The 14,374-nt window shown below is 47.3% G+C and carries 13 protein-coding genes; 7 read left to right on the top strand and 6 right to left on the bottom strand.

The genetic code is table 11. The features are described from left to right. Positions 1-120: 120 nt before the first annotated feature. The 3 genes from AC1DE7_RS08180 to AC1DE7_RS08170 all read right to left on the bottom strand — a co-directional run bounded on the left by AC1DE7_RS08180 (position 121) and on the right by AC1DE7_RS08170 (position 2,397). Positions 121-279 carry a hypothetical protein gene (locus AC1DE7_RS08180; protein ID WP_477534120.1) on the bottom strand — a complete coding sequence of 53 codons (159 nt, stop codon included), beginning with the start codon at positions 277-279 and terminating at the stop codon, positions 121-123. Positions 280-304: 25 nt separating this feature from the next. Beyond that, positions 305-1,615, bottom strand: a complete 1,311-nt coding sequence (locus tag AC1DE7_RS08175) for an MFS transporter (RefSeq protein ID WP_477534119.1) — start codon at positions 1,613-1,615, stop codon at positions 305-307. Positions 1,616-1,692: 77 nt separating this feature from the next. Beyond that, on the bottom strand, positions 1,693-2,397 hold the full coding sequence (locus AC1DE7_RS08170; protein WP_477534118.1) for an O-methyltransferase: 705 nt from the start codon (positions 2,395-2,397) through the stop codon (positions 1,693-1,695). Positions 2,398-2,536: 139 nt separating this feature from the next. Between AC1DE7_RS08170 and AC1DE7_RS08165 the strand changes: the two genes are divergently transcribed. Then, complete coding sequence (locus AC1DE7_RS08165) at positions 2,537-3,433, top strand: LysR family transcriptional regulator (RefSeq protein ID WP_036608744.1); 897 nt, start codon at positions 2,537-2,539, stop codon at positions 3,431-3,433. A gap of 127 nt (positions 3,434-3,560) precedes the next feature. Here AC1DE7_RS08165 and AC1DE7_RS08160 read toward each other — a convergent pair whose 3' ends face one another. Together AC1DE7_RS08160 and AC1DE7_RS08155 are read right to left on the bottom strand one after the other, a co-directional pair. Then, complete coding sequence (locus AC1DE7_RS08160; protein ID WP_477534117.1) at positions 3,561-4,277, bottom strand: YoaK family protein; 717 nt, start codon at positions 4,275-4,277, stop codon at positions 3,561-3,563. A gap of 86 nt (positions 4,278-4,363) precedes the next feature. After that, entirely contained in the window at positions 4,364-5,248 is an 885-nt protein-coding gene (locus AC1DE7_RS08155; protein WP_339286551.1) for an alpha/beta hydrolase family protein, read from the bottom strand. 245 nt (positions 5,249-5,493) lie between these two features. On the opposite strand from AC1DE7_RS08155, the gene AC1DE7_RS08150 reads away from it, so the two are divergent. Further along, positions 5,494-6,237, top strand: a complete 744-nt coding sequence (locus AC1DE7_RS08150; RefSeq protein WP_036608962.1) for a GTP pyrophosphokinase — start codon at positions 5,494-5,496, stop codon at positions 6,235-6,237. Positions 6,238-6,243: 6 nt separating this feature from the next. Continuing rightward, positions 6,244-7,479, top strand: coding sequence for a multidrug effflux MFS transporter (locus AC1DE7_RS08145; protein WP_477534116.1), 1,236 nt, complete (start codon positions 6,244-6,246; stop codon positions 7,477-7,479). A gap of 137 nt (positions 7,480-7,616) precedes the next feature. On the opposite strand, the gene AC1DE7_RS08140 is transcribed toward AC1DE7_RS08145, so the two are convergent. Beyond that, positions 7,617-8,267: a hypothetical protein gene (locus AC1DE7_RS08140; protein ID WP_253507890.1), complete on the bottom strand. Its 651-nt coding sequence runs from the start codon at positions 8,265-8,267 to the stop codon at positions 7,617-7,619. Between the two features lie 422 nt (positions 8,268-8,689). Between AC1DE7_RS08140 and AC1DE7_RS08135 the strand changes: the two genes are divergently transcribed. The 4 genes from AC1DE7_RS08135 (at position 8,690) to AC1DE7_RS08120 (ending at position 14,227) form a co-directional block, all read left to right on the top strand. Next, a complete protein-coding gene (locus AC1DE7_RS08135) occupies positions 8,690-9,622 on the top strand; it encodes an ABC transporter substrate-binding protein (protein ID WP_477534115.1) in 933 nt (310 codons plus the stop codon). Between the two features lie 235 nt (positions 9,623-9,857). After that, positions 9,858-10,478 carry a flavin reductase family protein gene (locus AC1DE7_RS08130; RefSeq protein ID WP_076249572.1) on the top strand — a complete coding sequence of 207 codons (621 nt, stop codon included), beginning with the start codon at positions 9,858-9,860 and terminating at the stop codon, positions 10,476-10,478. 233 nt (positions 10,479-10,711) lie between these two features. Next, entirely contained in the window at positions 10,712-11,866 is a 1,155-nt protein-coding gene (locus AC1DE7_RS08125; protein WP_477534114.1) for a type III polyketide synthase, read from the top strand. A gap of 114 nt (positions 11,867-11,980) precedes the next feature. Beyond that, positions 11,981-14,227 carry an MMPL family transporter gene (locus tag AC1DE7_RS08120; protein ID WP_477534113.1) on the top strand — a complete coding sequence of 749 codons (2,247 nt, stop codon included), beginning with the start codon at positions 11,981-11,983 and terminating at the stop codon, positions 14,225-14,227. Positions 14,228-14,374: the final 147 nt, after the last annotated feature.

The raw sequence follows: 14,374 nt of genomic DNA, 5'->3' as shown, positions 1-14,374 counted from the left end.
TATGCTTAAAATTGAATGAAGCCAAATGCTGAAGTTAAGTCTGTACAAATAAAAGAGAGTATCCGCAGGATGTGGCAACAAATGGATACTCTCTTTGGCATGGGATCAGACAAAATATGATCATTGAAGTGAGGGCTCTGCTTTCTTTTCTTTTAACATATGTACAAGAATCATCTTCAGTACGGAAGAGACGATGAAAAAGATAAACAGGATGCGGAACAATTGATACCCGGATACAACCGAAAGATCGGCATTCACTTCATGTGCCATGATACTCATCTGATCCATCCGTGTAGCCTACCGGTTAAGATCCTGCGAGAGCCGTAGCGGAAGGTTTGGGTTCTCTGAACATTACAAAGTACATCAGTGATGAAATAACATATAGACAGCCTGTGATGCTGAAAGTGATCGCGTAACCCCAATACGTTCCGTACGTGGTGACCAGATAGGATTGAACGGGTCCCATGGTCGCCCATCCAATCATGAACGAGGTCTGCATCAGTGAATTGGCAATGCCGCGGCGTTTGTCCGAGATCCGATCCACCAGTATCGCTGAATGAATGGGATTGGCTGCGTTCATCAATGCTTGTCTGAATAAGAAACTGAGCGAAGCGATGAACAACAGATTGGTGAAGCCTGTTAATAGAAGGAAGGGCAGCGACATGACCTGGAAAATGACAACGGCTCTTACGCTTCCGACCTTTGCCGCCAAGGTAGGACCAATCAGCATGGATACAATCGTCATAATCTGACCAAGTGCAATTAGTAAGCTCATGCCGCTCAGAGAAACCGAGAATCGATTGGTGAAATACAGATTCAGATACGGTACAACCAGTCCGGAACCTAATCCAATTAACAACTGAGTCACTATAAACTGACCAATCAGTCGGGAATCTTTTTTCTTCGTGATCGAATCGTCCGTGCTTGGGGTATTTGTTGAACTTTCTTTTAGCTCCGCATTGGGTTGAAGAACGGGTTGCGCCGGAATCGTGGTCTGCGGAGCAGCCTTGCCTTCGGTTACAAATAACAGTGGAATAAACGCAGCCAGTGTTGCTGCACCACCGACAAATAAAACCGTCTGCAATCCGGTCACCTTGGCGAGTCCTACCGTATGTAACAAATCTGCGAATACACCGCCACCCAGGCTACCAAGCACCTGGGAAGCGAGCACAAGAGATGAATAATAACTGAACATCTTCAGCCGCTGGCTTTTCTTGACGTTTTCCGCCAGATAAGGAATGGCCAGTACTTGGAATACTCCAGCGAAAAGGCCAGAGAATACCGCGAACCAGATCAGTCCTGTAGCCGAATAATCGAAGGAGCGTCCGATCAGAAAGATTCCGCTGAATAACGCCCCGGTAATGAGTAATCGCTTGCGGCTGAACAGATCACCGCATAGACCGATAGGAACAAACATAATGGCTGTTGCGAGTGATTGAATACTTACAATCTGGCCGTTCATTGTATCATTATAGCCCAGACCCTGAATGTACAGATTGTACAAGACAGAGAACATGCCATTTCCGATCTGATACAGAATGCTAGCCAGGAAAAACAGTTGAATATTGCGGGACCAGCCGCGAATTTCATCATTAATATGTTGTAAAACTCTCAAGTGGTTCCCCCCAGTCTGCCTGTGCAGTGATTCCAGTTTAACAGGAAAGGGGAATTTGCGGAAGAATTGACCACTGTTTATTTTGGTTCAGGGGCATCAATCACACGAGCAATGACGAATCCATCGTAACCTTTGCTACCGACCGTTTGCAGTGCTGTAGCTTCAAGTCGAGGGTGATCCGCGATCAACTGCAGGAATGATCGAACGCCCTGAACTCTGGGGTCTGTTCTGTCTGTGCGGATCACTTCACCGTCCCTGACGATATTATCACCAATAATAAGACTCCCCGTCCGAGTCAGTCGCAGGGCCCATCTCAGATAATCGGGATTACTTGGTTTGTCAGCATCGATGAAGATCATATCAAACGGTTCCCTGTATTCTTCCTGAACATCGGGAAGGGTGGTTAGGGCAGGACCAACTCTCAGGTCAACCTTGTGCATCAGTCCTGCTCGTGTGAGATTGGCTCGGGCCAAGTCTGCATGATGTGATTCCGATTCCAGTGAGACGATGCGTCCGTGTTCAGGCAGCGCTCTTGCCATCCAGATGGTACTGTATCCACCCAATGTGCCTATTTCAAGTACACGGGATGCGCCTTGGATTTGCAGCAGGAGCTGAAGTAACTTTCCTTGATTTGGTGTTACGTCATGAGCAGGGAGTCCAGCTTCGGCATTGCTTTGCAGTGTATGTTCCAGCAGGGAATCTGATGGAATCAGCAGATCATTCATGTAGTCGTCGACTTGAGTCCAGGTATGCTGTAGGTTCGTCGTATTTATATTTTTCATGTTCACATGTTCCTTTCCTTGTTCCTTGTATTGGATTTCATATTTCAACTATAAATGGAGCAGATATATAAATAAAATATATATTATGTATGATAATATAACTTTAGATTATGTAATTTGACGTGGAAGAGGTGTAAACATGAATCTGCATGGATTACGATTATTTCATGCCATCGTGAGATATGGCGGGGTCACTCGTGCCGCAGAGGAACTAAATATTAGTCAACCTGCGGTATCTTCTCAGGTGAAGAAGTTTGAACGTGAATTGGGAATCCAGCTTTTTGTTTCGGAGGGAAGAAGACTGGTGCTTACGGATGCGGGGATACAGTTGACAGGTTATGCGGAACGTCTGTTCATGCTGGAGCAGGATGTCGAGAATTTTGTGCAGGATTTTCGGGAGGGCAAGAAAGGACTGATCCGTCTTACGGCAACCTACTTGCCTTCAAATTTTCTGTTGCCGGGCTGGATTGCGCGGTTTAAGCAAATGCACGAGGATGTGGAGATTGTTGTTAGCACAACCAACACCCGGATGGCTTTTGACCAATTACTTCGTTATGAGGCAGAGATTGCAGTGTATGGTGGAAGTGGCATTACACATGCAGGTGTCCAATGGGATGAATTGTTTGACGATGAGATGTGGTTTGTTGTGCACCCTGACCATCCGTATGCGGGCAAAGAAATCGAGCTGCATGAGATGATGGCAGAACCGTTCATTATGCGCGAAGAAGGCAGTGCCACGCGTGAGCGACTCGTTTCCCTTTGCACAACAAATAACCTGGCCGCTCCCCGCATTGCGCTTCAGTTCAACGGGCTGAACGAAACGATTAGTGCGGTGAAGGCAGGTTATGGGGCCAACTTTATATCTTCTTTGGTTGTGAACGAAGATGTGCAGCAAGGCAGGCTGGCACGTGTATTTGTTCGAGGTGTACAGCTGAGAAATACGGTTGCCGTATGTACACGAGCCGGGGAGGTATTATCACCTGCTGCACAGCATCTGGTCAAGCTTATCCGCCAAGAAGCTGCTTTGATGAAATAAATAGCGTGATTGTACTTAAAACAATTTAAAGTACGTGTTCAAAAAGACCGGTTTTCAGTATCCTAAAGCGGACTTTTGAACAGCCACTTGAACATGGACAGGGTACTTCTTCTATTATTAACTTTTATTAACTTTCGCTTTGTTGTGAAGTTCCCCATGCATGTAATCGGGCGTATAGGGTTACGCCGCCAATGATCAGGATAGGAATCCAGACTGCAATCATGGGCACACGGTGGAATAACAATGCGGCTGCAATGACGCCGATCAAATAGATGACAACAGCACCTGCACGAAGGTAGGAGTCTGTGGACAAGGCTTTGGTTAACGATCGGATATTGGCATGTCGCAGCTTTTTGAGGATGTTTACGGTATCCTCGACCACAGCGGCCAAATTATTGGTGAGCACGGTTGTTGAGATGCCAGCAATGCCAATGCGGCGTGCCGCAGTTGTTTGCATCCCCATTGCAACGGCTAGGATGACAATTAACAGATAGGACAGTTGTTCTGAAAATGGACTAATCATGGCGATCGCGAACAGCAGGAGCAATATGCTTTCAACAGTAAATACAGCTGTGACCTTAGAAGACCAGCCATTTTTGGTCTGCACAGGTCCAACCATATGTGCTGCAATGGCATTGCCGGCAATAAAACCGATGAGAGCAAGCAATGACCGCAGCACGACAAATTCCTGAGCACGGGCAATGGCAATACCCAACAAAACAATATTTCCCGTCATATTGGCTGTGAGCACATGCCCCAGTCCCAGATATCCGATCAGGTCCACCATTCCGGCAGACATGCAGAGTAGCAACATGGCGTATTTTTGGAGGGTGCTTTGATTCATCCTATCCGTCCTTTCAAAAAAACGTAGCTCCTCCAGTATACAGCCATAACCCATGCATCTTCAAAATGAAATTCATCGCGCAAGATTTAAGGTGCAGCGAGCCAATCAAACATATTGTTCACTGCTGACTGATGTATTTTCTCGTGAAAATGATGATCCTGCCCGCCATAAGCGTGAAATGTGACCTCTGCACCTTGCCGCTTAAGCCAGTGATACATTCGGGTTCCGTGACTATAATTCACTTGTGTATCTGATGTACCATGCATGATCAGCACGGGACAAGATAGTTTGTTCGCTTTCGACAAGGGAGAACGGGCGAGATAAGCTTCTGGAACCGTGCGTGGGGAACCACCCAGGACCCGTTTCAATGTGCGCCTCAGGTCGGTTCGCTCATGGTAAGTGCGTTCCACATCGGCGACACCGCTCCAAAGAACTAACTTATGTACTCTGTCCGGTCCTTCATTATAGGTCGTTGCGGTATGTACAGCATTAATGGCCCCACGGGAGAACCCCATTAACGATATCCGAGTCGGATCGACAAAGGGTAAACGCTGTATCAACCGGTAAGCGGCATGCACATCTTCGGCATCTTTCCCGCCATACTCGTCACGGCCCTCACCTCCTTCGTTGCCACGATAGGATGGGGCGAACACGATATAACCTTTATGTACAAATTGCTCAAGCCAAACGGTATTTACCCCGCCATAGCTGCCAAGTCCGCCGCGGCAATAGATCAGAACCGGCCACTGTTCCGGTAAGTTATCCGTATCATGTATTGTTGCAGCAGGGTAATGGCTGGCGAGCGGTTGCAGATGAAGATGTAGAGGCTTATGTATGGAAGCGAATTCCGGAAAGGCAGAGGAGACAGAGCCGGGATGAGAAGTTTCATATGTCGTGATATCAGGTAATGAACAACCTTGTGGCAGGTATAAATAAGCTTTAACCCGAAGTGTATCGGATGAATACGTCACTTGATAGAGCAGGAAAATCCACCTCTTTTATTAATAATTGCGGGCCAAATGAAAGGGATGCTTCTATAGGATGCGCGTAAAATAAGTTCCCATACCTTCCAGGCTGAATCGCCAGCCCAAATGTGAGAAATTCGTTTATTGGCTCCATATGATTTATAATGGTTCAGGAGACATGTGGATTGACCGCTTGTTCTCATATTCATAAAACTAATTTTAGTGTGCAGAAAGAAAGGGAGAAAGCCATGATGAACGCTCCACATCCAATTGATCAATTCAAGAAATTCAAATATGAAATTACCAGATTTATGATGATCTATAAATTTGCTCTGGATCAAATGGAGACCAAGATTGAAGTCCTGAAGGAAGAATTCCAGTCTTTGCATGATTACAGTCCAATTGAGCATACAAAGTCCAGACTGAAATCTCCTGAGAGCATTATGAACAAGATGTTCCGCAAAAATCATGAGTTAACGTTTGAGAGCATTAAGCAAAATATCAAGGATATCGCCGGGGTACGGATTACATGTTCCTTTATCTCGGATATCTATCGCATTAAGGATATGCTGTGCAACCAGAGTGATCTGCGTGTACTGGAGGTCAAAGACTACATCGAGAATCCAAAGCCAAACGGCTACCAAAGCCTTCACCTTCTGGTGGAAGTGCCTGTGTACATGTCCAATGGTGAGGAACGAGCATGTGTGGAGATCCAGATCCGTACAATCGCGATGGATTTCTGGGCGAGTCTGGAGCATAAGATTTTTTATAAATACAATAAGGATGTTCCCGAGCATTTGACGAGAGAGTTAAAGAGTGCGGCAGATTCGGCAAATGCGCTGGATCAACAGATGGAGCGACTTCACCGGGAAATTCAGGAGATTAAGGACGCCGACAATGAGCGGGATGAAGAAGAATTGCGCCGTATTATTATTAACAATCAACAGTTCACATTGCCATCCAACTTGCTCAAGCTGCTGGGTAGCGGGGAGTAGTATTTGATGAAAAGTACAACAGTTTCATTGAACACAAACTCCACATCTCGTGTACGGATGGCTTTAATTCTGGGGACACTGTCGGCCTTCGGGCCGTTGTCCCTGGATATGTATTTACCCGCATTGCCCACGCTGGCTGATGAGTTTGGTTCATCTACTTCGTATGCTCAACTCAGTCTGACGGCGTGTATGATTGGACTTGCGGTTGGACAGTTGCTTGCCGGACCTCTAAGTGATGTACGTGGTCGGCGAACACCGCTCATTGCAGGGCTTGTGCTCTATACGATTGCCTCCATACTTTGCCTGGTCAGCCCGACGATGGGCTCTTTTGTTGTGCTACGGTTCATTCAAGGTGTAGCTGGAGCGGCAGGGATTGTCATCTCGCGCGCAATCGTAAGAGACGTATATTCGGGCCCGGAACTGACACGGTTCTTCTCTCTGTTAATGCTGATAAACGGCGTAGCCCCGATTGCTGCACCAATCATTGGTGGACAATTGTTGACGTATACATCGTGGCCCGGCGTATTTATTTTGCTCAGCCTTATCGGTATACTGACGCTGTTGGCTGTCATTTTCGGTCTTGGAGAGACATTACCTTCCAATCGCAGATCAAGCGGAGGATTGAAGCAGACATTGCTTACGTTTCGCCAAATCGCGGGGGATCGTCAGTTTATGGGTTATGCGTTAACCCAAGGATTTGTAGCTGCTGGCATGTTTGCGTACATATCAGGTTCACCGTTTGTGCTTCAGAAAATATACGGGGTATCCCCGCAAATGTTCAGTGTATGCTTCGCCATTAACGGGTTAGGCATTATTCTGGCCAGTCAGATTGCCGGTAGACTTGCAGGAAAGGTATCAGAGAATCGCCTGTTAATCGCGGGGCTGCTAACCGCGGCGCTCGGAGGAACTTCATTGCTCATCGCCATTCTGGCTGGAGGTAATCTAATCTCTGTACTGATTCCGCTATTTTTGGTGGTATCCAGTGTTGGGTTGGTCAATACCGCGTCCTTCGCTTTGGCGATGGCCAATCAGGAGAAATCGGCAGGCAGTGCGTCTGCGCTAATTGGTGTGATGACGTTCCTGTTCGGTGGTATTGTCGCTCCCCTCGTAGGTCTCGGGGGAGAAGGAACAGCCGTGCCAATGGGAATCGTTATCGCGTGTGCTGATCTCGGTGCCTTGGTGATTTACTTCCTAATGGTCAGTAGAGGCGGGAAGCGCCAGAACGATCAAGTGTTGAGTTAAAGGTACTGATTCTGTACACCTTGCGTTTATGGAGTCTTAGTAATGTAAAGGTACATCTGGATAAAAGGACGAAAAAGAGCCTCACTTGGAAGGAATTATGCTTCCAAGTGGGGCTCTTGCTGTAGGTAAGGAGAGGTTTAGCAGAGCGCAAACAAAATCTGTGTATTGGACAGTATACCTGGCGTGAGGAATGGATAGAAGTACCCCACCACAAAACCAAACAGATTAATTGCAGGCCACATCAGGTAGACATCATTGTATGTGAAGACAAGGGACCACCGGTTATAGCAAAAGTTGGGCAGCGCACGTTCTTCGTTATCTCGTGGTGCCGCTGCACCAGTCTGTGCAAATTGCACAGCTTGAGTGAGACTTTGCGGCTGTTGCTGGAGGAAGAGCGGGAGCAGACCCGGGCTGCTTTTGATCAGGTTATACAGAAAAAGCATTTCTGCCGGAGGCTGACCTACCGGACGAGGATAGGCACTAAGTAGGGTGGGCAGGTTGCCTTGAGTCAGTTGCGCAGGTACGCCTGGTGCTGTACCCGGGATTGTACCTGGAATGCCTCCGGGGATATATGGACCGGGTCCTCCGCCTGGAATGTATGGAGGATAGGCGCCTTGACCGCCAGGGATACCAGGAAACGTTGGACCACCCGGTGTGCCGCCACCGCCACCTCCTGGGAACAGGGGAGGCAATTGAAAGGAACGGTCTTCTCCATAACTTAGATAAGGGTTATATTCGTAATACATGTACAGAACATCCTTCCTGTCGTCGTATTCTGCATTCAGCATATGGCGGCATCCGCCTATAGGTGAATGCCGTCAAGAAGATTTTAAATGATCTATATAGTTGAACTAATCATTTACACCAAACGGAGAAGATAGAAAAAACCTGAAAAAGCGAAGCGCTCGCATTTATCACCGGATTTTCCCTTAGAGAAAGAGGAATTGAAAAAATCTGGGGATAACAGCGATTGGAAGGTTGTTCTATCATCGTAGTGTCAGTGTAAATAAATTTTAGTTCAACTGTATAGCGCAGAATATAATCGAATTGACAACTGAACTGATAACAATTATCATTGTCAATGGAATCGGACAAACGTACATGCGGATATTATATGTATCAATAATAGTTTCAATATTTTTGAACATTGAAATCTGTCACAATAGCGCCGAATAAGGTTTCTATAATGAATTGAAAGGGGATATATCAAGTGTTTAAGAGAAATAAAAAGATGATCATGCTTCTAATGACGGTGATGGTTATGTCCATCTGGTTGGCCGCGTGTGGAGCGAAGCCTGCAGAGAATGGAGCAGCAGGAGAGAACGATACAAAAACGGAGACTGAGACACAAACAGAAGCCGCTACAGAGCGCACATTAACAGATGCAATGGGACACGAAGTAACCATCCCGGCTAACCCTGAACGTGTCATCGCGTCTTATCTGGAAGACCATCTCGTTACACTCGGTGTTAAGCCAGCGGCACAGTGGTCCATCAACAACGGCAATGGTTTGCAGGATTATCTGCAAAATGATCTGAATGGCATACCTGGTATTGCAAGTGATCTACCTTTTGAAGCCATGGCCAGTTTCTCACCAGACCTGATTATTATGGGTTCTGAAAGTACAGTGGAAGGGGAGAAATACGAACAGTACAACAAAATTGCCCCTACTTATGTACTCGGAGATGAGGTCAACAAGGACTCGCGTCAGGCTCTGCTCAAGATCGGCGAGCTTTTGAACAAATCGGATGTAGCGCAGAAGGCGCTTGATGATTATGATGCCAAGGCAAAGGAAATCAAAGAAAAAGTAACTGCTGTTACTGGAGGAACAAAATCCGCTGCAGCGTTGTGGTTATTCAATAACAAGTTTTATGTTGTAAGCAACAATGTTTCCAGTGGTGAAGTGATGTACAACGAACTTGGACTTGCAGAGCCTAATGTTGTGAAGGAAGCATCCGCGAAAGCAACGGGTAACTGGTCTGAGATTTCATTGGAGAAGATCGCGGAAATGGACACAGACTATCTATTCCTGGTGAACAGTGACAAGGGAGCAGGCTCAGAAGCGCTGAAAGATGCCGTATGGCAGAGCATTCCTGCTGTAAAGACAGGTAATGTCTTTGAATTTACCCGTTCTAGCAGCTAGCTGTATAGTGGAGTTCAAGCGAACCTTCAAATTATGGAAGACATTCAGAACAGCATCGTTAAATAAGAAATAGCCAATACGAAATGGCATGTTCAAACTCCTTGGTGCAGTGGGCACCAGGGAGTTTTTTTGTTAATTTAGCATTTTACGATATATAATAAAGAAGTAGAAACATTGTCGTATCATGAAGTAGAGTTGTCATTTGCTTCACGAGCATGGAAGGGGATATTTACATATGTACACATTGGATCCACGTGAAATAACGGGGAGAGACAACTATAAACTGATGAGTGGTTCGGTGGTGCCACGTCCAATTGCTTTTGTGACGACACTTTCAGATAAGAATGGTGTAATTAATGCAGCGCCTTTTAGTTTCTTTAATGTGGTTAGTTCGGACCCGCCGCTGTTATCCATATCTATTGCACGTAAAGACGGTATCATGAAAGATACTGCACGTAATGTGATTGCTCATCAAGAACTGGTCGTGCATATCTGTGATGAAGCAATCATAACAGAAGTGAATGAGACAGCAGCCATACTGGAACCCCACGAAAGTGAGCTTGAGCGGACAAAACTGACTACAGTGCAAAGTACCAAGGTTGCTGTGCCAGGAATTCAGGAAGCACTCATTCGGATGGAGTGTGAGCTGTATCAACACATTCCGATCACGAATGATGAGGGCAAACCAGTGAGTGACCTGCTGCTGGTACGCATTGTACAGTATCATTTCAGCGAACAAGTCTACAATCCGGACAAGGGCTATATCCTGATGGATCATTTGAAACCAGTCAGCCGACTGGCGGGTAATGATTATGCCAAGCTTGGGGAGAGATTCACGATAATTCGGCCTGAATAGTTCTGACAGATCGAATATGTAATATAGGAACGGGTTTAATCCGGTATCAAAGGCGGACAGCACGTGCGAAACTCGCATAAGTTGTCCGCCTTTGCTTGTTAATATGAACATAAACAGGACAGGTAGTGAATAGACTTGTACTATATCCTGCACACATGTCATATGAACCTATTTTATATATAGGTTGTTTAAAAAGCCTACTTTTGAACACGTACTATAAGGGGGTTAAGCCGATGAACCAGCTTGAGGCAAATACTGGGGCAAGTATTATGGGAATAGGAACGGCGTGGCCTGCCCACCGTATTGAGCAAAAGGATGTGTCTGCCCGTCTCGCGCAAGCGCTGGAACATGAGCCGGATGCGAGAAGGTGGGCCAAACGAATCTTTAATCAGTGCGGTGTGGAGACTCGGTATACGTGTGAACCAAATCTGCTTGAGCCTGTTGATTCTTGCCGATATTTACCCTTTACCAATGCGGACGAGGTTCCGACTACATCCGAGCGTATGGGCAAATACAAAGCTGCTGCTGTTCCACTTGGTCTCGAGGCGGCCGGACAGGCCATTCAGGATGCAGACGTAACCTCCTCGGAAATTACACATCTCATTACGGTGAGTTGCACGGGGCAATTCCTGCCCGGACTTGATGTTCGGCTGATCCAACAGCTTGAACTGTCACCGCAGATCAACCGGATTCCACTGGTGTTTCAAGGATGTGCAGCCGGTCTGAAGGCGATCCAACTGGCGAATTCCATTGTAACGACAGATCAGAAGGCTACGGTTCTCATCGTGTGTGTGGAACTATGTACACTTCACTTTCAGCCATCTGCCAAACGGGACGACCTGTATGCTGCATCTTTCTTCGGAGACGGTGCCTCTGCCTGTATTATTGGTGCGTCCGGTACAGACCGCAATGAATGTTTTCGACTAGGCCGAGGGCACTCAACGCTGCTCCCGGATTGTGCAGAAGAAATGATCTGGGAAGTGGGCAATACAGGCTTTGATCTCTACCTGTCACCACAGATTCCGAAGCTGCTTGGTTTGCATCTCGGCCCAGAGGTAGAACGGTTGCTGGAGGGGAGCGGTTTACCGGAAATATGGGCGATCCATCCGGGAGGCAGAGGCATCGTGGATGCCGTTCAGAAGCTGTATCAGTTGACAGATGAGCAGGTCTCCTACAGCCGAAACATCCTGCGGGATTATGGTAACCTGTCGTCCGTGACGATTCTTTTTGTTCTTCAAGCCATCCGCGAGGATTACAGACAGAAGGAAGAGCATTCCAGTGGGATAGCGCTGGCCTTTGGCCCGGGACTGACAGCAGAGTTACTTCCTTTTACATACATCCCTGCCCCCATAGCGAACAGAACACCTGTGAATCATGGCATTCAATAGTTCACGAACCCGAGTGAAGGAGATATACACCGCAAGTGTATGAATGTGCTTATGATCTTACCCTTACCGATGAATGTAATCGAATGACTAATCTGATCGCAGAGGAGCTTAGGTATGGGTTATCGCAGACTTGCTGCCTTCATCAGCCGATATCCGCGGTTCATTATTCTCTGCTGGGTATTTATCATCGGGATGTCAGCGGTCTGGGCATGGAAGTTACCTAACATTGTTCAGGATCACGGATTAAAACGGGTTCACGGGGATGCGCAAGCAGTTGAAGCTGTTCTGGAGGACGAATTTGGATCTCCTGCTGATCCGGTTATTCTGGTGTTTGAGAAAAAGGAAAATACCTCGCCGTTACAGTTCCGGCAGTGGATCAAGGATCGTTTGACACAGGTTCAAGTGTTGCCTGCGGTAACCTCTATCACATCCCCTCTGGATGTTAGCGAAAGAGTGACGCTGCAAGACCAAAGGGCATATGCCCTTGTGAAAATGGATGTGCCCGCGCATCAGATGGGTCCCCTACTGGAGCAGTTGCGCGCCGTGCTGGCAACAGACGGTCCAGGTACGGTGCAATTGACGGGGAAGGCAGTCGTGCAGCAGGATGTCAATCATCTGAGCTTTCGTGATCTGGAACGGGCAGAGATGGTGGGCCTACCGATTGCCCTGATCGTTTTGTGTTTTGCATTCAGGGGGCTATATGCCGCGTTGATTGCTGTCATGATGGGGATCAGTGCTGTGATTACTGCGATGGGAGTCACGTCACTCCTTGGTTATAATCTGGAATTGTCCAACTTTATCATTAATGTGATTCCCATGGTGGGCATGGCACTGAGTATAGACTTTGCCCTGATCATCCTGAGCAGGTACAGGGAAGAAGTTCAGCGGGCCTATGAAGATGAAGGCGAAGTTAACTTTACAGGAAGCAGTCTGGATATGCAGAGCGAGGTTCTTCGGAGCGAGATTCTTCAGCGAACATTACGTACAGCAGGCAGAGCGGTGTTGTTCTCGGCAGCTTGCGTGCTCCTTGGGCTACTGGGTCTGCTCTGGATCAGACTGCCGATGTTTCTGAGTGTCTCCTTGGGGGCCATTATTGTTCTGCTCCTATCGCTACTGTTAAATGTTACGCTGCTGCCAGCTCTGCTGTCACTGTCTGCGGGTCGGGTCTTCAGGCGAAAGTTAGTCCATTCGTTACCCAGAAGCTCGGTCTGGCATAGATGGTCTGCAATGGTCATGAAACGCCCAGTCAGTATGGCCATTGGAGGTACGGTTGTGCTGCTCCTGTGTGTTTATCCAGTGACACGGCTGGAACTGTCCGTCCCGGATGCCTCTTCACTGCCAGAGAGAATGGAGTCCCGCCAGGCAGCAGAGCAGTTGCAACATGATTTGGGGCGAAAGAATACCTCCGCCATCGAGATCGTGATTGGCGGACAGCAGGAACTGTTGACTGCCTCTCACTGGCATTTGGCCCACAACAAAGCCCGTCAATTACTGCAGGACTCGGGCGTATTGAGCATTGTTTCACCATGGGGCCTATTACAGCCGAATCAAAATGGCTCGCAGAGCCTTTTTCAAATTCCACCGTCCTTATTGACTCCTTCCATAGAAGGCAAGGAGTCAATAAGGACGGCAAGGCTACGTTCAACGGTCTCTGATCATTCCATACGCTTAATAGCCAACGTGTACGGGGAGCCCGGGTCGGAGCAGGTCGCAGACTGGCTGGAACGAATGAGGAATAGCGATCATACACCAGGTTCCAACAACGTAAAACTACGTTATGGTGGGGAAGCTGCCAAGCAGTATGAAATAATGCAGGAAGTCACAAGTCAACTGCCCAAAGTGCTGGTATTTGTAGTGGTCACCAATTATCTTGTGTTACTGGCGGCATTCCGATCGATGCTCATTCCAATTAAGGCAATTCTGATGAATCTGCTCAGCTTAGCCGCTTCATTTGGCATATTGGTGTGGGTGTTCAATGAAGGACATCTAGGTATGGAGCCGTCAGCCATTGCCATTATGATTCCTGTATTCATTGCAGGATTGGTGTTTGGCATATCCATGGATTATGGTGTGTTTATGCTGAGCCGTATTCAGGAAGTGTATAGACGAACCGGAGACAGTGATGTGGCTGTCCAACAGGGATTGGCTTCTACAGGTCGTCTGGTCACCTCCGCAGCGGCCATTCTGCTTGCGGTGACTGTGCCGTTTGCTTTTGCTGAAGTCGCAGGTGTGAGGCAGTTAGGGATCGGAATCACGGCAGCGGTGTTGATTGACGTTACATTAATCCGTCTAATACTGGTACCTGCATTGATGAAATTAATGGGCAGGTGGAACTGGTGGCTGCCAGGTCAGATGAAATGAAGGGTATTTCCGTAACCTGTCTTCAGGTTGGAGATATCCTTTTTTTGGCTAGAAAGCGTGTGATTCTATTCAAAACAGGCAAACATGTTCAATTCATGGGTGACATGGATGTTCTATAATGGATGGGATTAATTCCATATAACAGTC

It is taken from the genome of Paenibacillus sp. 10L310, from assembly GCF_056395745.1.
The sequence above is the reverse complement of the archived record's forward strand: the minus strand, read 5'-3'. Positions and strand labels throughout refer to the sequence as shown.